The organism is Corynebacterium sp. KPL1995, assembly GCF_000477935.1.
Lineage (GTDB): Bacteria > Actinomycetota > Actinomycetes > Mycobacteriales > Mycobacteriaceae > Corynebacterium > Corynebacterium pseudodiphtheriticum.
The window spans coordinates 1,072,019-1,093,532 of the sequence record NZ_KI515715.1 but is presented as its reverse complement, the minus strand read 5'-3'; the positions used below and the strand labels follow the sequence as shown (position 1 = coordinate 1,093,532).

Annotated in this window: 11 protein-coding genes and 2 pseudogenes; 3 read left to right on the top strand and 10 right to left on the bottom strand. The window is 59.1% G+C overall.

Annotated features, from left to right (window positions below):
- The gene (rplX, locus tag HMPREF1292_RS04800) at positions 1-315 is read right to left on the bottom strand and encodes a 50S ribosomal protein L24 (RefSeq protein ID WP_018121290.1); all 315 of its coding nucleotides are present in this window, start codon (positions 313-315) and stop codon (positions 1-3) included.
- Positions 316-516, bottom strand: a pseudogene (locus HMPREF1292_RS10450) (uL14 family ribosomal protein); the annotation flags it as partial.
- 186 nt (positions 517-702) lie between these two features.
- Between HMPREF1292_RS10450 and HMPREF1292_RS11570 the strand changes: the two are divergent.
- Entirely contained in the window at positions 703-990 is a 288-nt protein-coding gene (locus HMPREF1292_RS11570; protein ID WP_198010703.1) for a siderophore-interacting protein, read from the top strand.
- A 158-nt stretch (positions 991-1,148) separates the two neighbouring features.
- Entirely contained in the window at positions 1,149-1,496 is a 348-nt protein-coding gene (locus HMPREF1292_RS04790) for a hypothetical protein (RefSeq protein ID WP_198010702.1), read from the top strand.
- Positions 1,497-1,681: 185 nt separating this feature from the next.
- Here the strand turns inward: HMPREF1292_RS04790 and HMPREF1292_RS04785 are convergent, their stop codons facing one another.
- Together HMPREF1292_RS04785 and HMPREF1292_RS04780 are read right to left on the bottom strand one after the other, a co-directional pair.
- Positions 1,682-2,698, bottom strand: coding sequence for an iron-siderophore ABC transporter substrate-binding protein (locus tag HMPREF1292_RS04785; protein WP_023018964.1), 1,017 nt, complete (start codon positions 2,696-2,698; stop codon positions 1,682-1,684).
- Between the two features lie 77 nt (positions 2,699-2,775).
- Positions 2,776-3,708, bottom strand: a complete 933-nt coding sequence (locus HMPREF1292_RS04780) for a methionyl-tRNA formyltransferase (RefSeq protein ID WP_023018963.1) — start codon at positions 3,706-3,708, stop codon at positions 2,776-2,778.
- Between the two features lie 59 nt (positions 3,709-3,767).
- Here HMPREF1292_RS04780 and HMPREF1292_RS04775 point away from each other — a divergent pair, with 59 nt between their 5' ends.
- The gene (locus HMPREF1292_RS04775) at positions 3,768-4,772 is read left to right on the top strand and encodes an esterase family protein (RefSeq protein WP_023018962.1); all 1,005 of its coding nucleotides are present in this window, start codon (positions 3,768-3,770) and stop codon (positions 4,770-4,772) included.
- 2 nt (positions 4,773-4,774) lie between these two features.
- Here HMPREF1292_RS04775 and HMPREF1292_RS04770 read toward each other — a convergent pair whose 3' ends face one another.
- From HMPREF1292_RS04770 to HMPREF1292_RS10790, 6 genes and pseudogenes are all read right to left on the bottom strand, one after another.
- Positions 4,775-15,682: a non-ribosomal peptide synthetase gene (locus tag HMPREF1292_RS04770; protein ID WP_023018961.1), complete on the bottom strand. Its 10,908-nt coding sequence runs from the start codon at positions 15,680-15,682 to the stop codon at positions 4,775-4,777.
- Between the two features lie 122 nt (positions 15,683-15,804).
- Positions 15,805-17,223 carry a lysine N(6)-hydroxylase/L-ornithine N(5)-oxygenase family protein gene (locus HMPREF1292_RS04765; RefSeq protein WP_023018960.1) on the bottom strand — a complete coding sequence of 473 codons (1,419 nt, stop codon included), beginning with the start codon at positions 17,221-17,223 and terminating at the stop codon, positions 15,805-15,807.
- Between the two features lie 100 nt (positions 17,224-17,323).
- Positions 17,324-18,955, bottom strand: a complete 1,632-nt coding sequence (locus HMPREF1292_RS04760) for an ABC transporter ATP-binding protein (protein WP_231892419.1) — start codon at positions 18,953-18,955, stop codon at positions 17,324-17,326.
- A 70-nt stretch (positions 18,956-19,025) separates the two neighbouring features.
- Positions 19,026-20,747, bottom strand: a complete 1,722-nt coding sequence (locus HMPREF1292_RS04755) for an ABC transporter ATP-binding protein (RefSeq protein WP_231892418.1) — start codon at positions 20,745-20,747, stop codon at positions 19,026-19,028.
- A 75-nt stretch (positions 20,748-20,822) separates the two neighbouring features.
- Positions 20,823-21,050 carry an MbtH family protein gene (locus HMPREF1292_RS04750; protein ID WP_023018957.1) on the bottom strand — a complete coding sequence of 76 codons (228 nt, stop codon included), beginning with the start codon at positions 21,048-21,050 and terminating at the stop codon, positions 20,823-20,825.
- Between the two features lie 233 nt (positions 21,051-21,283).
- A pseudogene (locus tag HMPREF1292_RS10790) lies at positions 21,284-21,454 on the bottom strand (uS17 family ribosomal protein); the annotation flags it as partial.
- Positions 21,455-21,514 lie beyond the last annotated feature (60 nt).

The window sequence follows — 21,514 nt, the reverse complement described above, 5'->3', positions numbered from 1 at the left end:
TTAAATATCCTTCCCGTTGCGACGAGCAATGCGGACTTTCTTGCCGTTCTCGTCAAAGCGGTAGCCAACGCGAGTTGGGTTACCGTCAGAATCCAGCACCGCGACGTTCGAGACGTGGATTGGTGCTTCCTGGGTAACGATTCCGCCAGACTCGGCGCCGCGCTCCGGCGCAGAGTTCGCAACGTGCTTCTTGATGCGGTTGACGCCCTCAACCAAAACCTTGTTGGTCTTTGGGTATGCCTCAATGACCTTGCCTTGCGCGCCCTTATCTGGGCCCGAAATGACCTGGACCATATCGCCCTTATGTACCTTCACCTAGATCACCTCCGGTGCGAGAGAAACAATCTTCATGAACTTCTTCTCACGCAGCTCACGAGCGACAGGCCCGAAGATACGGGTACCGCGTGGGTCATTATCGTTGGAACGAAGAATGACAGCAGCGTTTTCGTCGAAAGCAATGTAGGAACCGTCCGCACGACGGGTTTCCTTCTTTGCGCGAACGATGACGGCGCGAACCCCAAACGGACACTTCAATTGCGCAACGGGCGAGTTTCAATCCGGTAACGGTGAGCTAATTTCTTCTCCCACGAAATTTCTTCCCTTGCGAGCCTTAAGCGCTCTCCAGAGGAGTTCGTCGATCACCAGCTACTGCGCGCGCCGCACACACAAGCCCATCGACTGATCCCCGTCACAATTCACAGCGTGGACTACCTGACGGACACTTTGCTACACATCGTGGTACATGCCGAAGAACTCAAGAGTTACATACTCACAGGTCCGGATGAGTTCTTCGGTCTATTGATACCACCACCAAATCAGCCCTTTAGTTCTCCGGAGAGCTTCGCTGCCTCTCCCATCGAGGGTCTAAATATACGGGTCGCCGTGGCCGCAACGCCCCCCGAAATGCGGCCCAGTCTGCGGTGGTATACCGTGCGTTGCCTCGACACACCCCCGGCTTGCTCGCGTTTAACGTCGGCACGCACGGATTGAATGCGCTGCCAACTGACACCAGCCCTCTCGCCGAATCTTCTACGGACGCCCCCACCGGCCCTGGCTTGTCGTGGTCTTAGTCCGGAAAGCCGGGCGACCCCGCTGGCTTGTGGACATGCCAAAGAGTGTGGCATCGCGACCACCGTACACAGTTGTTGGTGGCAGATCCTTCATCCTTGCCTTGCGTGAGCACGATCCTGGAGTACCTTACCATGCTCTATCCGGAGCAGCTCGTAGACACCCACGTCATCGCAATCATCAGTACCAATTCAGAGCCTCACCTGAAAGATTGGCGCAACGCCTTAGGCAGCCTCACCTGGATCACCGCAGGTTCTGACGGTTACGCACAGCCCGTCACCGATCTTCTCGGCAGCATCAACGTTGAGTCTCCGCAGAATCGACAACTCAAGCCCCACGTAGACGTGGATTATGTGCGAGTCCGCCGGGGAAAGAGATTTCTGCAAGGTGGTGTGCTCGCACGCCACCAAGAAATGGTAGCTCAATAAAGACGACGTCCTGCGGCGCCCTTATTGGTTCGTCGGCAAGGCTTGGTCCCTAGCGTGCAGCCGTTACCCCTGTAGGTGACGGCCCTAGCTTTCAACAACAGTAAAACCAACCCAGTACTTTTGAATTAACCGGCCCTTGAAAGTTGGGCTGGTTTAATTCTAGGTGGTTCGGCAGTTGATTCAGACTACTTCGTGGCATCTGCCAACGGCTGCTCGATCTTGTCCAGCAAATAGTTCAGGCTCAGCACGGTCTGCCACCCGAAGGCCTTTTCCAAGTCGCCTTCCAAATAAACGCTGCGTCCGTCCTTCACCGCAGGCAGCTCGCCCACGATCGGATCCTCGATCACAGAAGCCTTGCTCTGCGTCGGAGAGTAAGACAGCTGGTCCCACACCAGTACGTCGGAATTGATCTTGGCTGCGTTTTCCTTGGAGACCTCGCCGTAGAACTTATCCTTGGTGATGCCCGCGTAGGCCGGGTTGATCTTGAATCCCAGCTCGGTGAAGAAGCGGCTGCGCGGATCACCCTCGGCAAAGACCGCCAGATTTTCGTCAGAGACAGTGGCTACACCGAGTTCCTTCTCGGCCCACTCTGGGTGGCGGGCCTTGAGCTCTGCGAACTTCTCCTTGACCTGCTCCACCTGGCGCTTTGCCTCTTCAGGCTTGCCCACGGCCTGCCCGATCTCTTCCGTGGTCACGTCCCATGGTTGCTGTAGTTCTTCGTATTCGCCCTTTTGTACGACAACAGGGGCGATCTCAGACAGCTTCTTGTACGTGGCTTCATCGATATCCGAGTAAACGGCCACGATGAGGTCTGGCTTGTCCTTAGCGATAGCTTCCGCATTAACCTCTGCGTGTTTGTCGATCCGAGGAGTCTCGCCCTCGATCTTGTCATTGGACCAGTTGCCCGCAGCCTGACCATCCGGAGTCATTCCGTCCCAGTAGTTCACGGAGACAGGAGTAACTCCCAGTGCCAGCAGTGCGTCCTGATCCGTGTAGCCCAAGGAGACCACACGCTGTGGGGCTTCCTTGATTTCGGTCGCCCCGTAGCGGTGCTCGATGGTGGTGGGGAATGCGCCCTGCTCGGCGTTGACTGCCTGGGAATCCCCGGAGTTTCCGGACTGGTCATCAGTCGAGCACGCGGTCAGTGCTGCGCCCAAGGTCAGCACAGCAGCGGTGCTAACGAGAATCTTCTTGAGTGTCATTTTTCTCCGTTGTTATTGGCGACGGATTTCCGCGCTAGGCGTAGCCCGTACATAAAAGGGAAAGGTCAAACCTTTGGTTAGATATATCCAGCCCTATGTCCAAAGAATTCGGTCGCGGGCAGTTCCGAGTTGTCGTCGAGACGAACACGATCCAGAACAATCGCCGGCGCCGGCACGTTGGCACGGGGCGACCCGCAGACCACCGCAATTCCTCCCTCGTAAGGGATGGTGACTCGGCCGGGGGTTCCGCCGAAGCGGCCTTGCGAGACATGCGCGGAAAGCACGCGGACGCGCTGACCTCGAAACTCGAAGTAAGCATTGGGATACGGATCAGACTGCGCCCTGACCAGCAAGGCGACATCTTCCGCAGGTTGGGTGAAATCTATGCGAGATTCCCGCTCGCCACGCTTATGGAAGTACGTAGCACGTGTGGGATCTTGAGGTTGTGCGGTGGCGGTGCCTTGGGCGACGTCACTCAATGCGCGTTCCACGAGGGGCTCGATGAGGTCGATGGTCTTGGCCACGAGATCCGTGGTGGTGTCCTGCGGACCGACTGGGATCGCGCGCTGGGCGATGATGGGGCCGCCGTCCAACACTTCGTCCATCCCATGCACGGTGACGCCCACGTGAGTTTCCCGGTTCAGCAACGCCCACAGTATGGGCGAAAATCCGGCATACTCCGGCAGGAGACCATCGTGTACGTTCAATGCACCGTGCTTGGCCACACCGAAGACCTCGGGAGGAAGCCAGGTTCGCCAATTGTTGGCCACGATGACGTCTGGTGCAGCATCGCGCAACGCCTCAATGACGTCTTGCCCCACGCGCTCTACGACGCACACCGGGAGCCCATGCTCACTGGCGAGCTCTTCAACGGAGTCTGCCCACATTTGCTCATATGGGTGGTCACTGGCAGGGTGCGTAACCACCAAAACTACTTCATAACCAGCACTGATGACCGCAGACAACGTCCGATGTCCCCACGTTTGATAGCCAAAAACAGCAACTCGCATAGTAAAGATGTTAGCTTAAGTTTACCTATGCAGTCAAGAATGAAGGTGGCGTAATTCTCATGTCAGATTCCCCAGACGAGACCTCCCATCACCACATCTCGGTACCCACAGACGCTGAGGCCCTCGTTTTCACAGACCCCTACCGTCCAAACATTGAGCTCACCGATTCAGTGTCCACCGTAGACGTGAGCATTCCGGCACACTCCTCGGTGACCTATAGCTTTCAATCCGGTGAGCTGAAGTATCCCGACCCAAATAATGCATACGGCGCAGGCCCACAGGCGAGCCTGTTGAACGGCGGTTCCGTGGACCAGACATTCTGGCCGCCTCGCTCCTCAGCAGTCATCGCGGACTTGCCTGGGGCACGCCTATCCATCGACCGAAACGTATTCGGCAGACGCTGCACCGCGCGCCTCGATGACCGCGGTGCAGATATCACCGCGGTGTTTCTAGACGGCGATGACTGGATACACCTGCATGACCTCACGGGTGCACTGGACCTGGCCGTCACGGCAGGACTCATCCCCCAGATCAACCGCGTCTTCCTGCCAGCGGCCAAAGACCGTAGCGAGGAGTACACCTCTCAAGCATTCGCCAGCGCACTGGCCACCGAACTTCCGGCGATCATCAAGAGCAGCCACATAGTCCTGGTGGGGCAAAGCCTCGGCGGGCTCTCCGCCCTGCGGGCTACTCTTGCGGCTTCCACTGAAACCACGCCTGCAATCAAAGGAGCCATCGCTCAATCCCCGGCCGTCTGGTGGTTCGCTGACCGCTCGACAGAGCAAGCGGACACACTCTCGGATGGCCCTGCAGGTGGCGACATTGCCGCACAGCTTGCCCACCCTTCACTCGAAATTCCTGCCGCTCACAGCGGCTCCGGTCTGCCACGCATCATACTGACGTGCGGTGCAGAGGAACCACCCATGCAACGACACGTGGACGCAGTAGCGGATGCGCTGACACGTCGCGGTTTTCCCACCACCAATCACCGCACGCCCGGTGGCCACGATCCCGCGATGTGGCGCCACGGGATCATCCCGGCACTCGCCGAACTGCTGGGCTGAGTCTACGAGCGCGCCTGCACATACTCCGCCACGCGCTCGACCGTCCGCAGCCCATAGAATTCACGCACACCGACCTCCACGCCAAGCTCTCCACGCAGCAACGCACAGAGCTTGATAACCGCCATGGAGTGCCCGCCCATGTCGAAGTAATCAGCATCCGCCGGCACGTCCTTGGGCTCAATATCTAGCGATTCGGCAAACAGCTCCGCCGTGATCTCCTCGGCTTCGCTCGCCGGTTCGCGCCCCTTCTCCCTGATCCTTTCTCCCTCACCCAGTGCGGCAAGATCGGTCTTTCCATTCGACGTCATCGGCAACTCACCCACGATCGACCATCGGTCCGGGATCATGTAGCTGGGCAGTTCCTCGCGCAATGCATTGCGCACTCCAGTCAGGAAACTCTGCCGCTCCCCTTGATCCGCATCGAGCAGTTGTGGGGCCACGAGGTGACAGGCCAGGAGTGTGGCGTCGGATATTCGAACAGGAATGGTCACGCAGTGGAGGATTCGGGGATCAAGGCCACGGGACACGACGGCAGAAACGTCGCCGGGATCCACGCGGTGACCATGGATTTTCACCTGATCGTCGCTGCGTCCGAGGTACTCGAACATACCATCCGAACGCACGCGAACAATGTCTCCTGTGCGATACATCCGCTCACCCGGGGCGCCCCACGGGCAGGCAACCATGGAGCTGGCGGTGCGGGCCGCGAGTCCGTGATACTCCTGTGCCAAGCCGCTGCCCGCAAGGTAGAGTTCACCCGGCGTTCCTGCAAGAACGGGACGCAACCACGGGTCCAAAACGAACGCCGCCGTGCGGTCCACTGGCGTTCCGATCACGGGCGTGGGGCTCTCATCCGTGCCAGCACCAAGAGCGTTGATAGTGTACTCGGTAGGTCCGTAAAGGTTGTATCCGCGCACGGCATCGGCATTTTGTAATGTCTCCCATACCCTGTGAGAGACTGCCTCGCCGCCCAAAAGCACCAGCCGCGGGCGATGCGTGTCGGATTCCAGCATCCCCTCCGCGAACAGCTGCTCGGCAACGGTCGGGGTGACGTTGATGACATCCACCTGATGCGCGCGAATGGCCTGGACCATGGCCGCGGCATCGCGTCGCAAATCCTCAGAAAGGATCCGCACCTCATGGCCTTCGACAAGCCAAAACAGCTCTTCCCATGACATATCGAAAGCAAAACTGACGGCGTGCGCGATCCGCAATGTTCGTCCATCAGCAGCCGCTGGCGCGAAGATCTTGCGCCGGTGATTGTCCAACATGTTGTGCAGCCCTCGATGCGTAATCACCACGCCCTTGGGTTTTCCTGTCGATCCAGAGGTATACATCAGGTAGGCAACGTCCCCAGGCATGGCCACAGGTGTGTGGGTGGCTGCGTAGGAATCGGCAGTGGTGACGTCAACGCAAGGAAACGCACCGATCCGCTCCATGCGCTCCCGAGAACCCGAATCCACCAGCGCGGCTGCGGGCTGGCTGTCCTCCACGACCACCCGGAGCCGCCCATCGGGGTGCGTCAGATCAAGCGGCACGTAGCGCACCCCCGCCCACAGGGCTCCCAGCAGAGCCGCCACCGAATGCGCGGAGCGTTCCACCGCAATTGCGACAGTATCACCGCTGTTCACGCCGCAATTCTTGATCTTTTCCGCAATGTCGGAACAGCGAGCCATCAGCTCACCGAACGTCCACTGTTGGGCGTCATCCACTACCGCGATGCGATCCGGGAAGAGTCGGGCAGTGTCCAAGAGCTCGTCCGCGATGGTGCGATCAATACCTTCAGCCTTCTGCCAGGAAGCCACCTGCGCGGTCGAGCACTGCCAGGCAGAATGCACCGCGTGGGCTGGCGCCAACTGGAACAACTGAGCGAGCGGAATATCTGGTTTATCCACAAACGCTGTCAGGACTTCGGTCGCGGCCTTCAGCACGGAATGTGCTAAGGACTCATCTATCACATCGTGGCGGAATTCCAGCTTGATGGCCAGCTTCGGCCCCGGGGTGAATACCCAGGTCAAAGGGAAGTGTGTGGAATCTTCCGCGCGCTCCTCCACAACACCGTGGCGTTCCCGAAGTTCCGCGGCTGCTTGCGGATCGAGGAAATTCTGCACCACAACCATGGAATCAAACAGCGTGCCCACACCCAGCTGCTGCTGGATAGCACCAAGATCCGCAGAATCGTGATCCATGTCTTCGATGCGCTGGCGATGAACATCCTGCACCAGTTCTTCTATGCTCTGGCCAGGCCTAGCTGTCACTCGCACTGGCACGGTGTTGAGCAGCACTCCCACCACATCAGCCATGCCAGGGTCACTCAAGACATCGCGGCCACTTACGGACTGGCCAAACACCACATCTGAGTCCCCTGTGATAGCCCCCAAGGCCACGGCCACGGCTGAATTGGCCACGGAGGTCAATGTCACAGCCTGCGCCCGGATCTTTTCCTGCAGTGCGCCGGTCAGCTCCTCGCTGACCTCAGCAAACATTTGGAGAGGCAACTCGTTACCAGGGTGCTCTGAGGAGATCTCCGCGGCCTGCGGCGCAACCAGCGTAGGTTGAGGCAACTTCTCCAAACGATGTACCCAATAGTCGCTATCTGCCTGTTCTTTTTGAGTGTCAACGGACTCGAGCAGGACGTCGGCAATAGACCAACCGCGCGGAGCCAACTCTCCCGCACCCTGCCTGTTTGCAAGTCCGGACCTCAACGACAGCCTCTCGAGGAAAGTTTGCAGCATTACCGCGCGCGACCAACCATCGACCAGAACCAGGTGGTAGGTGAGAAGCAGCGTGTCGCCAGGCTGTTCGGCACTTCGGCCAGAGACGATGGTTGCCTTCGCCAGAGGCACGGATGCAAGATCGATGCCCGAGCTGCGATCAGCGCTCATGATCTCCTCGAGATCCCCATCGATGGTCTCGACGGGAAAATCGATGTCTTGTCCATTCCATGGCAAAATCTGCATAGGCTGGCCGGAAGCATCAGTGTGAAACGCCGCCCCCATGGCTGGATGCATGGTCACTGTGTCCCGAAAGGCTTCCACAACGGCGTCGGCATCCAGTCTCCGGTCAAACGTCAACACGGTTTGTGCGACGTAGGCTCCAGGTGCTGCCACCTGCGACTGGAACCAAATTCCACGCTGGAGCACACTCAGCGGAGCGCTGCGTCCTGAGGTTTGCTCGCGGCTGACATGCTCCTGCAATTCGCGAGCTACCTCGCCGATGGCGCTGCGCAAACGCTGGACGGGAATCACTGAATTCGCCACGGAAAGGTCCATGCTCACAGCACGCTCACTAGACCAAACATCTGCCTCCACCAGGTAATTCGTCCACTGGCAGGTGGCATCGCCCGGCGCGTGAATGACAGTACCGGTCTCTCCCCGTCCGAGGTAGTTGACCAGGATCTGTGCACCGTGGCTCAAAGTTCGCTGGCCTTGCGGGTGTGTGTATCGCAGTGCCTGATAGGTGCGCCGGTCCGGAGCTGCGCCTTCCTCGTGGAGCGCGCGCATTTCCGCTGCGGCACGCGCTGCATCCGCTGGATCAGCCAACGGGAGCTCCACCGGCGCGATGGTAGTGAACCACCCAAGGGTTCGACTATAGGAATGATCGGACGGACGTCCGTGGCCTTCTACGTCCACGGCCCAGCTTCGCGCGTCCGTGCCCATTGCCCGTGCCACCGCGACGGTCACCAGTCCTGTCACCAGGTCTTGGACGTCCACACCCATCACTTCAGGCGCAACGCTCTGCAGAACCTGCGCGGTCTGTCCATCAATGCTCACTTCGAGCTTGCTCACGTGATCCGTACTCCACTGGTTCGAGCCCTCGACGGGCCTAGGCAGTGCAGCCAGTTCACTCCAGTGCTGTACATCCTGAGCTGCTGCTGTGTGGGCATCATAAAGTTCTTGCAGGCACAGATCCCTGTAGCTCTCGTGCTCAGGGAGAATCCTGCGCCCTGCGAGCGCATCGCGCAGATCGTCTTCCAAAATCATCCAACTAGCGCTATCGATCACCGCGTGATGGGCAACGGCTTTAACATACCCATCCACGCACCCGAGCACCACGCTACAGCCAGCGGCGATATCGATGTGATCGATCAATTCATCCACACCGAGCGTCCGCACAACCATAGGCCCATCCCCCTCAACACCAACGAAGCGTGTGAACGCGGAGCTGGTGTCCACGCTTGCACGAAGCATCGGATGTGCCTGCACAACCTGCTGCAAGGCCCGTTCCAGGTCCTCCACAACGACTGGCCCCAAATCCAAGCGGCGTGCCTGCACAAAGCGGTCGCTCATTCCTCGTTCCATCTGCCGACGTAGCATCGCTGGAACGGGGAAAGTTCCGGAGATCTCCGCGTGCTCATTCTTGGGCAAGGCTTCTTCCTGGCTCTGCTCAGTTTCCCGTATATTCTTCTGGCTTGCCTGTGTCGTAACCCGCTCGGCGATCTTGCGCGGCGTGCGTCCCAAGAAGAAGTCTCGCGGAGTCACACTGAGATCAGCGCGCGACAGCGCATGAGTGACACGGATGGCAAGAATGCTATCCCCACCTAAACGGAAGAAGTCCGAGTCCGACTCCACCTCGGCGCGGTCCAAGCAAAGCGCATCAGCGATTGCCCGCGAGATCACCTCCACCAGATCCGAAGTGCCTGAAATCTTTCGAGCGGTAGGAACCTCTCCCAAAAGATCCAGGATCGCGTCCTCATCCCGCTTGCCATTGATGGTCTGCGGCACCTGCGTACTCACCGCGAATAGCTGCGGAATCATATAAGCAGGTAGTGCATTTCGGGCCGCTGTGGCAGCCCGGGAGGTAATCTCCTTGGCATCGGCACCAGAATCTGCAATCAACAACGCACCCGGCACCTGCCCCTCAGGCAGATCAACGACCACCACGGCAGCCTCCCGCACACCACTGACCTTCTCCAGCGCACCCTCTATCTCCCCCAGCTCCACGCGATAACCGCGCAGCTGTACTTGCCTATCGGCGCGGCCCACGTAATCCAGATGCCCGTTGTTAAGCACCTTTGCCATGTCATTGCTGCAGTACATCCGCGCGCCACCACCAACGAAAGGATCAGCCACAAAGCGGGAGGCCGTGGTAGAAGCAAGCCCCCAATAACCGGCGGTTACCTGCGGCCCGGCGACATAAATCATGCCAGTCTCTCCAGCCTGTACTGGCTGCAAGCGCGCGTCCAAGACATAGGTGCGCACCCCGTCCATCGGACGGCCGATCGGACTGCGAGCCTCCCCTGAGTTCTCGGAGCATTCATGTGCTGTGACGTGCACCGTTGTCTCCGTGATGCCGTACATGTTGATAAACCGAATGTTCGAATGTGCACTGCAGTAGGTCGCCGCCGCACGTGCCTCCAGAGCCTCGCCGCCGAAGATCACCGTGCGCACCGCAGAGTCCTGCCCAAGGTGCGGCTCTAACGCGGCAAAAGCGGTGGGAGTCTGACTCAGCATCGAAACTCCCTCGGCACTCAGCACACCTGCGGCATCTTCAGGCGAGCGCATTAGGGCATACGGCATTACCACGGCACGCCCTCCGGAACTCAATGCTGCCCACATCTCCCACACCGCAAAGTCGAAAGCAAAACTGTGGCTGATAGACCACACGTCCTCCTCCGAAACCTCCACGTGGTTGCGGGCATTGCGCAGCATCGCGGTCACGTTGGCGTGCGTGACGGCCACTCCCTTCGGCCGCCCGGTGGAGCCGGAGGTGTAGATCACGTAAGCGATGTCATTGTCACGGGCCACGCTTACCGACCGATCCGCAGTTGGCTTCGCTTCCCCATTCATCGTCTGCTCACTTAACACGAGGACAGGACAACTCACCAGCTCGGAAACCATCTTTTCCGCGTTGGGAGACACCAGCACGGCATCAGGTTGGCAATCCTCCAGGATCAATTCCACCCGCGCCTGCGGCGACAGCGGATCCACGGGAACGTAGGTGCCGGCTGACATCGTGGTAGCTAGGATGGCCGCGATCTGCCAAGCATCGCGCTCCATGAGCAGGGCTACTCTTGGTGTGTGGGTGGAAACCTTCTGGTCCAGTAGAGCGCGTATACGCCGCGCGGCATCATCTAGTTCTTGATATGTCCAATGCTCCGAAGCGCCGTCTTCTCCGATACTGGTCAGGGCGGGCCGGTCGCTGAAGTGCTCGAAGCTGCGTCGCCACAAAGAAGGAAGCGTGTCCGCCGCGAACCCCACACTAGTCGTCGCTCCGGACTCCACACCAGGCACCGCACCCAAAGCCTCTGCAACTTCACCCACGGTCGCCACGGCACCGGATTCAGACAGCAAACAATCCACACTCGCCGCGAGCATCTGGGCGATGCGCTGGGCACGTACCTCGGTGATTCGTAGCGGATCGTAGATCAGGCGCAGTGGGTACTCGGCGGAAGGGTTAACCACGATGGACAAGGGAAAGTGCGGCGCGCCATTGTTGCGCACGTCGACGACCTGCAGTGGGGAGCCGGGGCATCCCAAGTCTTGTGGAGACAGCGGCACCTCCACCACCATCAGAGTATCCAGCAGTTCGCTGGCATTGGTTCCCAGGTCGCGGGCAATATCGGCCAAACTGACATGCTGCACATCGCGGACCTGATTGTTGTGATGGACCATGGCGCGCAACATACTGGTCACGGGCAAGGTGGGATCAGATTGCCCCGGAGCGATCACCGGGATGGTGTTCAGCTGCATGCCCACAGCCTCTGTCACACCAGGAACGGGAATGTCACGGCCAGAGACTGAGGTAGCAAAAACCACGTCAGCCCCCGGTTCGCAACCCGCCAAGGCGCGAAGGACCATCCCCCACGCCGCGTGCACCACATCCGGCAAGCCCACACCTGCTGCCCTAGCGCGCTCGGGCACATCAATAGTCCGCGGATCGTCTACCAGCAATTCCCTGCGCTCGAGCGAACTCGTAGGATTCGGGCACAGCACCGTGGGGCGCACCTCGCGCATTTCCTCACGCCACACGGACAGATCGGCTTCCTTGTCTCTGCGCGCCACCCATCGCACGCTGCCGGCTATTCCGGCTTGCGGGTCATAGCGCGGGATCTGGGCATCATCATCCCGGTAGATCTCCAAGAGATCCCGCAACATGATGGGCACAGACCACCCGTCAGCGATCAGGTGATGCACCGTCTGGATCACCGCGATGTACTGGCCATGCACCTCACCATCGGCGCTAGTCGGGGTCACAACGGTCCATCGCATGAGCGGCTCGGGCAAGGCATCACCGAGGGGCCGCAAGCAGATCCCCTGTGAGAGGTCGTCAGCGGCAATCTCCTCCGCATGCTGCATGAGCCACCCCTCCAATCCAGCACGGGCCAACTCAGGTTCAGCCAACTCAGCAGGCACCGTCGCTTCCTGGAAGTTCACCTGCAGATGCTCGGCAATCCCCGGATCAATCACGGCAACCACATCGCCGCCGTCGGTTTCCCAAGGACGCGCGCTTAGTGCGGGGTGGCGTCGGATCAAAAGACGCGCAGCACGAGCAAATCGCTCCCGGTCAAATGGCTCGTTGCACTCCACACGCAAGACCTGCTGCTCCACATACGAGCTTGCCGATTCCTCGAACAGCGAATGGAAGTACATGCCATGCTGCAACGAGGTCAGAGGCAGCACGTCCTGCAACTCTGCGGATCCCTGCGCGGTGATTCGCGCCAGGTCCGCGGTGTTCACGGGAGCGGGGGCAACGTCGCCCAGGGACAACACGCCGTGATCGGCAAGCGTTGCCACCTCGCGCAATGCCTTATCCCAGTGCGCGACTAGTTCGTCGATCCGTTCGGTGGAGATCCTGCCTCGCGCCCAGGAGATCGTAGTCCGCAAGACGTACCCCTCGCCGGTGTCTTCGGCTATCGCATTGAACTCCAGCTCGCGGACCAACGGCTGGTCCGGGTCACGTTGCTCGCCGAGTTGTCCGGTAGAGCCAGCGGGAGCGAAATCGTGTGCACCTGCGGAAACACGCCCCAAGTAGTTGAATAGCACCTGTGCCTGTGGAGGGATCTTCGAAGACTGGTGCAGCCAAGTGTGGGCCTGGTAGGGCACACCGTTGCCGGGGATGGCAGCGAGTTGGTCTTTCACCGCGTTGAGAGCCAGCGCCAACGGCGCAATGTTACCCCCGGCCGCCGCGGAATCTTCTTGCAGTACCGCCCGGGTGGGGTCGATCAGCATGGGGTACAGGCAAGTGAACCAGCCAACCGTACGTGAGAGGTCTGCTTCCCTGCCCTGTGCCCCGGGAACGAACCGCGTTTCGCGGCCGTGCCCCTCCATCTCCACTAGGGTCCATGTTTGTTTTTCCAGGCGCCAACGCGCTAATGCCACGCTCAGGGCCGTGAGCAATACGGAATTCGCTCCCGTGCGGAAGGCCCGGGGTACCGCCCCCAGTAATTCGCCCGTGATCTGCACCGATGCCTCATGTACCAGGCTGCGTTCTTCACGAACTGTGGGCGCATTCTCGGGAATATCTGCAAGTGCTGGCACCTGCGGGTCCCGCAGAGGTTCATCCGCACTCGGCAATGGGGGCAGGGAACTATTGGAGTCCTCCACAAACTCGCCTGTATCAACGGCAAGCTGCAACAGCTGCGCCCATCGGCGCAAGGACGTCCGCTCCGGCGCGAGCTGTTCCCCGCGATACGCTGCAGCGAGGTCTTCGCCGATAATATTCCAGGACACGCCGTCAACCACCAGGTGATGCACCACCAGGCGCAGTCTGCCAGGCTCTAGTCCGGTAGCTACCACCACTCCGTGTGGCGGATCCAGCAACGAGGAAAGCGCATCGATGTCCGTCGTGGGTCGGATAGGCACCCCACCCTCGGCAGGTTTCTCCGGGATCTCCAAGTGCAACGGATTCTGATGCACGCGCGCCCGCAGCGCGGGATGGACTTGCAGTAGCTCTCCAAGCATTCGCCCAGCCAGTTGCTCGTCCACGTCTTCTGGCACGGAAAACTCCACGGACTGAATGAACCCGTCCACGTGTTGGGTGATGGCATCAAACCAGCGCAGAATCGGCAACGAGTGCACTTCACCTGTTGGCTCATCATCCGGATCGTGCACAAAGGCTTCGCGCTCTTCGGCGCAATGAGCCAATTGCTGTGGAGTGCGCGCAGAAAAAATATCGCCCACACTGACCTCCACCCCGCGCCTTCCCAGCGCCGAAACCAGAGTGATGGCCCGCAGGCTATCGCCGCCGATATCGAAGAAGTCCGTCTCCGCCCCCAGCGCGCTGACCTCCAATGCTTCAGCCATCGCCTCCGCGATCAGGGCGACGGTTTTCCCATCACGTTCAGCATCGGCCGGAGCGTCTGTGAGCGAGTTCCAATCCGGTTCTGGCAACGCCTTCCGGTCGACCTTCCCGTTGGCTGTCCGCGGCAACTCGTCCATGACTGTGATAATCGCGGGCACCATGTATTCAGGTAGTTTTTCGGCACACCAACCACGGATGGCAGCACCATCGAGGCCCGCAGTCACAGTCACGTAGCCTAGCAGTCTCCCCTCCCGGGCAATCACGCTCGCCACCTCCACATCTGGGTGTCCCACCAGCGCGGACTCCACGTCCTCCAACTCCAAGCGCATGCCACGGATTTTGACTTGATTATCGGCTCGCCCCACGAATTCCAGTGTGCCGTCGTTGTGCCTGCGCACCAGGTCTCCTGTGCGGTACATCCGGGTTCCGTCCGACGCAAACACGTTAGCGACAAAGCGGCTGGCCGTGAGCCCTGGGGCATTGATATACCCCTTAGCCAGAAGAAAACCGGCCACATAGAGTTCGCCAATTTCTTGGTGTGGAACCACTCTTAGCTGCTCATCGAGGACGTACAGCTGACAATTCGGGTTCGCCACACCGATGCTCGTGTTGAGGCGATCCTCATCGTCACGGTAGATGACGTGGGAGACACCAATGGTGGCTTCCGCTGGCCCGTAGCCGTGGTACAGCGGAATAGCCAGCTGCTGGCGAAAACGACGGAACAGCGCCTGGGTGAGCATCTCTCCGCCACACCAGACATGCCGCAAGCTGTCTAACAGATTCGTACCTTCGGCCTGCTTGAGCATGACGTCGAGAACACTCGAAACTAAATACGCAAACGTCACGCCCTCTCGATGGATAAGGTGGGCCAAACGTTGGGGATCTTGCTCTACACCTGGCGCAGCCACAACCACGCGGCCCCCACAGACCAGCGGCAGGAAGATTTCGTTGATGGAGATGTCGAAGGCCAGCGGAGCCTTGAACAGAGAAGCATCATCACGGCCGAAGAACAGGATCTGATCGCGCTGCCAGAGCAAGCGCTCCACGATCGCGCCGTGGCGGATCATCGCGCCCTTTGGGCGGCCGGTACTGCCCGATGTAAAAATCACGTACGCAACGCTTTCCATGGCTGGCGGGGTGAACAGCTCGCGAGTGACATCGAGGTCGAATAGTGCGTCATCAGTAAGCACGCAATTGTCTTGCGTGAGCACAAAGCTCAGGCTGGCATCGTGGATGACGGATTCCCGGCGCGCCTGCGGCCACGAAGGATCCAACGGAACAAAACTGCCACCGGCGAGCAACGTGGCAACGATACCTACCACCATCTCCGCGCTGCGTGGCAACGAGATTCCTACACTCTGCCCAGCGTCAATACCCTGTTTCTGCAAACTATGCGCCACGGATGTGGCGTGAGCGACGAGTTGCGCATAAGTCAGTGTGTGCTGGTCATCCACCACTGCAGGCGCATCCGGGGCCTCCTGCGTATGTTGCAGGAGCAAGCTGATCAGGTCAGGGCGATCGCGGTCCTGATCCGTGTCATTCCAAATGCGCTGTTGGGCGATCCGATCTAGTTCACTGTGGCCATTGCAGATGGCGGAGCCACCATCTGGAGAAGCGAGAGTATCGCCAGAGGAATTCGGGGTGTGAGCAGACGATCGAGTGGGCACTAAGAGCCTTTCGGTGATTAGGAAAATAGGAAATCAGACGCGGATTGCGAACACCGAGCTAGATGTCAGCCAACGTCGAGTTAGGTGTCAGTCAATGTCGAACGGAGCACAATTCAGGAAAATCAGCCCGCGATCAGATGCGAAGAATCCTGATGATCCTCCGAGCAGAGATTTTCATCCGCGTGTACACGATGTGTGCGCTGCTGCCCCGTAATGGCCGCCACCAGTTCCCCGGAGCGCGTCGCGATGTTGGAGAGCAAGGTGGAACCTAGTCCATGCGTAGCCTCGGTAGCTCCCTGCACGAACAATCCAGACACTCGCTGCCCGTTAAGCACGGCGCCATAATCTCTGGTGACGGTGAAATCGTCACCTCCGTGATTATCGGTGTGAATCCCCGTAAGACCACGAGAACTAAAGCCCGTGGCGCACACCACCACGTCAAAGTTTTCGGTCACCACATCTCCGGTTACGCGGTGGCGAATGTCCACGTCAACGCTGCCGTCGGAACAATTACGCGCACTGAGCACTTCCGTGGTCCGGCGAATATCGAGCCGCTTGCGCCCAGTGACGCTTTCCCGATACTGACGATCGTGCAGCTCATTGAGAAGCTCAGATTCCACACAAGCGTAATTGGTGTACCGATGGCGGATCAACAACTCATTGCGGATCGTATCAGGCGCGTAGAAAAAGTCATCAACGGCATCCGGGTCGAAAACCCGATTAGCGAAGGGGCTGTCATCGGCGAGGATAAAGCCATAGCTGTTCAGGCTGCCCGTGATGGTATCGATATGCGGGCAATCGTGGAAGAACCGGATAGCCTCGGCTGCGGACTGGCCCGCGCCAATCACTAGTGCACGGCGAATATCCCATCCACTGTTCAGCAATTTCTTGGTACGTGGGAGCAAATCGATGTTGTGGAAGATGCGCGAGGTATCCAAGGAGCTGTCCTCTGCCCACGCGGGCATCTTGGCTTCCAGGCCACAGGCAACCACCACATTGCGGCAACGAATGGACTCCGCCCGCTGAGCATGCTGTCCTTCGGATTCACCGTTTCCTAACTTCCTGCGGATGTGCACTACAAAACGAGCTCCGTCTGCGGCCTGTTCTGGAAGCATCTCGATGGAAGTCACGGTGGTGTTGTACTGCGTGTCCACGGTGATATGATCCGCGATCCATCGGAGGTAGTCAGCGAATTCCACGCGTTCCGGAGTGAAGGTTTGGCGGTTAATGAAATCAACCAAGCGGCCGCTGTGATGCAAATAGTTAATGAAGCTGAAGCGGCTTTGCGGATTGCGGACTGTGACCAGGTCTTTAAGGAAGCTGATCTGCATGTTGGACCCATCGAGGAGCATACCTGGGTGCCAGTTGAATTCCGGGCGGGCTTCCACAAAGAGGGCATCGAGATATGGGGCTTGCTCTTCGATAGCTACTGCGAGCCCGAGGTTTCCGGGGCCGATTCCGATTCCCACTAGGTCGCGGACGGAATTTTCTTGGGTGCTGCGCTCGGCGGTTGTGTGAGCTTGTCGATCAATGATAGTCACTGTGGCCTCTCTGTAGGATACGCCAACCAACTTCTTAAGGCAGGCAATGCATAGGTTAGACTAACCTAAATCTAACTGCCTGGCAACCCCCTGCCGAGAATTAATCACCCCTCGTCCGCAAACTCCCCGCTAAGAGCTTCACATCAACTACTTCCTCAGCCACTGATTGGAAGGCTCTTCCCGCACACAGGACCACCGTGGTACGCCCGCGGCGAATGTCTCGCACCGCACGAGCCACTTTCATGCCGGAAATTGAATCCACTGACGAGACCGGATCAACCATCACCAACATCTCCGGATCAACCAAGAGCGCTCGCGCTAGGCCAAGCCTTTGCCGCTGGCCACCGGAGAGATTGCGGGCGCCTTCGGTCAGCTCGTAATCCAATACCCCGGCAGCATGAGCACCTCCCGGCGCAAGTTCATCGAGCCCCAATGCGCTGAGGATTTCCGCAGCATCTACCATCCCGCCTTCTCCGGAGCTCCGCCGTACAGCCTGCCCCACGGTGTCGCCAAACAAGGCAGGCCGCCTGGGTTCGGCCAGTACAGCGGAACGCACGTCGCCTACCGAGATCTCGCGGATGTCTCGCCCACGGATCCAAAGATGCTGCGTCTGCGGATCAGTTGGGGTGCCGACTTTCATAGACTCCCCCGCGACTAACGCGTCCACCAGAGCATCCGCCCATGTGGCTGAACAGTGCACCACCGTCAGACGCTCTTCGACGAACTTCACTGAAGCCTGGTCTAACTCCGCAACATCGCCGTTTCCACCGCACGTGGAAATAGCAGGTGTGCCGACCTGAGCAGGTGGCACGCTCAGCCCCTCACGGAGCTGCTGGGCTTCCGCCACGCGCTGCAACCTCCGAACGGAAGCCCTCGCCAGCCCAATAAAGCGCGGCATTCTGCTGCACTGTCGCATCGGCTCCGCGATAAATTGCGACAATGCCACCACGGTGACCAACTCCCCCAAAGTCACATCGCCAGAAATAGCCCGATAGCCCGCATACAGGCCCACCGAGCTCAGCAACAGCACATTGCTGCCCATCGCTAAGGCTTCATAACCTCCACTGACCCACGCAAGCTTTCGAGCGTCTGCGCACGCCAGTTCCGATTTCCGTGCATATCCTCGGTAGGCAGGATGTGCACCAGCCACTCCAGCGATCACTGGCAATCCTTGCAAAATGTCCGTCATGCGCGCGGTCACTCGCGCGAGCAAAATTTGTTGCCGCTCCGCGCGCCGTTCAATGATCTTCGACAGCTTATGCAGAACCATCAGCACCACCGAGCTGAGCACCAGCACCACCACACCCAACGGCAGATCAATCAGCGCCAAAACGATCGTGCAGAAAATGGCGCCCACCAGCGCACTGATCCCCACTGGAACCACTTCGATGATGTCTACCGCCTGCACCACATCTTCGCCCACCACCGTGGGCAATTCTTGGCGAGGCAGACTGTCCACATCATCGGGCTGCCCACCATGACTTACCACCTGCGAGGTGATACCTGCCCGCAGTTCACATACGTTCCGAGCAGATGTAGCCTGCAGGATCCGGAATCCGGTCTGCCAGCTCAAAGACACCGTGGCCAGAGTGGCGCCTAAGGCAGTGATTCCGCCCACCAGATGCCACACGTTGTCGCTTGCGATAAGACTGTGCGCCAACCACCCCATCAACACCGCAATCATGGCTTCTGCCACATGGTAGATGCTCAGCAACAAGCCGCTCAGAGCCATAGCACGAGAATTTTTTCTGACCAGCCCTCGCAGGCTCACCACCTTGTTGTTTGACACCCGCCTGCCACCCCTATTCATTCCACGCAGTCCACATGTCGGCGTACGTTCCACCACTAGCTGCAAGCTCCTTGTGCGAGCCCGTTTCCACCACGCGCCCGCGCTCCATCACCACCACGCTATCCGCGGTAGTCGCCTGGCTGAGCCGGTGGGCAATCACCATCGCCGTCCGTCCGCGGATCGCCGCACGCGCAGCATTTTCCAAGGACATCGAAAAGGCCTCATTGGGTTGCTGCGTTTCCTCGAAGTAACCGTCGTCTTCAGCCGTTGATTCGTCAAGAATGACGACGCCAGCCCGCGATAATGCCACCCTGGCCAGCGCCAGACGTTGGGCCGCCACCGCATCTACATGCAGGCCTCCTTCGCCCAACATCGTGTCCAGGCCGTGCTTACTACCATGGGACAGGGACGTGCACCAATCTTCAGCACCAATTCGGCGCAGCGCATCCCATATTTCTGCATCGCTGGCACTTTCGGCCGCCAGCAGGAGGTTATCGCGCAGACTCATCGCAAAGACGTAGTTCTCCTGGGAGGCAACGCAAAATAGCGAGCTTCTTTCTCGTGCGCTCATCTCCACCACATCGCGACCATCAATGGTGATCACACCCGGCTCTGTAATCTCGAGGGTTCCAGAGACAATTCCCGCCACTGTAGACTTACCTGCTCCCGATCCACCAACCACGCATACCGAGCGCCCCGCAGGAATCTGGAACGAGAGGTCATGCAAGATCTTCGGCCCGTTCTCGTACTGATAATTCAGTCCATCTACCTCCACAGATGGGAATTCCCGAAGCGTGGAGTGGCTTTCAATCGGCTGTGGAGTATGCGCACCCACGGAATGAATAAGTCCCACGATACGACCCAGGGCTGCTCCGCTACGCTGCAGTTCATCAAAGGTGAACAGAATCGTGCCGATTGGCACGAATTGACGATGGAACAGAATCAACGCAGCAGAGATCTCGCCCACCGACACCAAATCCTCGCGGAAAAGCAACCAGCCGACGATCGACAAAGCCGATAGCCCCACGAACTCCGCGAAGTTTTCCCGCGCCACCAGCCCAGAAAACACACGAAATGCAGCGATCGATTCGTCTCGCGATGCTTGCGCGTAGCGCCTCGTAAGACTTTGACGGCTTTCCACCAGTCGATGCGAACGCACCGAGCGAATCCCTTCCATAGAACCTTGCAAGGATCCGATAACACCGGCTTCCAGTTCGCGCTGGCGTCGATACAAAGGGGCAGAACGAGGGAGATACCACCGCAACCCCAGGGCATAGAACGGAATCCCGCACAGCCCCGCTAATGCGAGGCGCCAATCCAACCCGCCGATTCCTGCGCTGGCCACCACGACCATCACCAGCGCACTCAGGGTTGATGGAACTGATTTGCGTGCACTGCTCACTAGCGCGGCAACATCCGCACCAACTCGTCCCAACACTTCTCCCCGTCCCAGGGATTCTACCGTCGTGGGCGGAAGATTCAGCACTGCAGCGACGGCACGCTCGCGCAACTTGGCCACCAGCCGGGCAATAGTCACGCCTGTCAGTGCCTCCGCAAGGCCAGCGACTACCGCAGTACCAACGCATGCCGCGATAGCCCACACGATCACCTTCAGCACGCCAGACTTCCCGTCACCGGCTGCTACCGCATCGATGACGCTGGCCAACAAATAGATGGGAACCAGAGAGAGCAAAGCGCCAGCGAAAGTGAACAGCATCGCACTTACTGCAGGCATAGCGGTGCAACGAAGCAACCGACCTATTTCGGCAATCGACCGACGAGGAGTGGCGCTAGGAAGTACAACACTCACTTATTCGTGAGGCTTTCCTACCGGTTGCAAAGTCGTCCACTCGCGATCGATGAACTCCATCGCCTCGTCCCTCGATACCCCACCGTCTACACCACGGGAGAGATCTCCGAGTGCCACCGTCCAGCCCTCAGGCACAGCGGCGAAACTGGGCCATAACGAGTACTCTCCCTTGTCGTTGATCAGGGCAAAAAAGCTGCCCTGTTCGTCATCAAACGGGTTGCTAGACAACACGCGCTCCTTATCTCGTAATGCGGAAAATCTGGTTTCGTACCGACTTGAGCGAAGTAATGACACAAGTACAGCAAGCTTGAATAATCTTAGCTTAACCTAACAATAGCCGAATGGGAAGGGTATGGATAACACTAAGACCCGCTATAGGCGATTGCCTAGCCGGTCTATACTGCGGATTTCCGCCTCACCAGGGCCAACTAAAATCCACACACCGGCAAGTACCGGAAATCCTAGAGAAAACTAGCGCGCCTCTCGATGATCTCAACGAGACGAAAGCGCTTGTCCTTGGACAGCGGACGGGTCTCCTCGATGCGATCGCGGTCGCCGACACCGGCGGTCTCGTTCTCATCGTGATCCTTCACGCACGAATCGGAGCGCATGATTTTGCCGTACAACGCGTGGCAGTGAAGGTGGTTCCCGCCTCGGATATCGATACGTGGGAGGAAGCTCAATCCCACGAA

Bases quoted from the DNA above. Each gene is read 5' to 3' on its own strand.
- HMPREF1292_RS04785 (WP_023018964.1), bottom strand. From the start codon at position 2,698: ATGACACTCAAGAAGATTCTCGTTAGCACCGCTGCTGTGCTGACCTTG.
- HMPREF1292_RS04760 (WP_231892419.1), bottom strand. From the start codon at position 18,955: ATGGCTCTGAGCGGCTTGTTGCTGAGCATCTACCATGTGGCAGAAGCC.
- HMPREF1292_RS04775 (WP_023018962.1), top strand. From the start codon at position 3,768: ATGTCAGATTCCCCAGACGAGACCTCCCATCACCACATCTCGGTACCC.
- HMPREF1292_RS04780 (WP_023018963.1), bottom strand. From the start codon at position 3,708: ATGCGAGTTGCTGTTTTTGGCTATCAAACGTGGGGACATCGGACGTTG.
- HMPREF1292_RS04755 (WP_231892418.1), bottom strand. From the start codon at position 20,747: ATGCCTGCAGTAAGTGCGATGCTGTTCACTTTCGCTGGCGCTTTGCTC.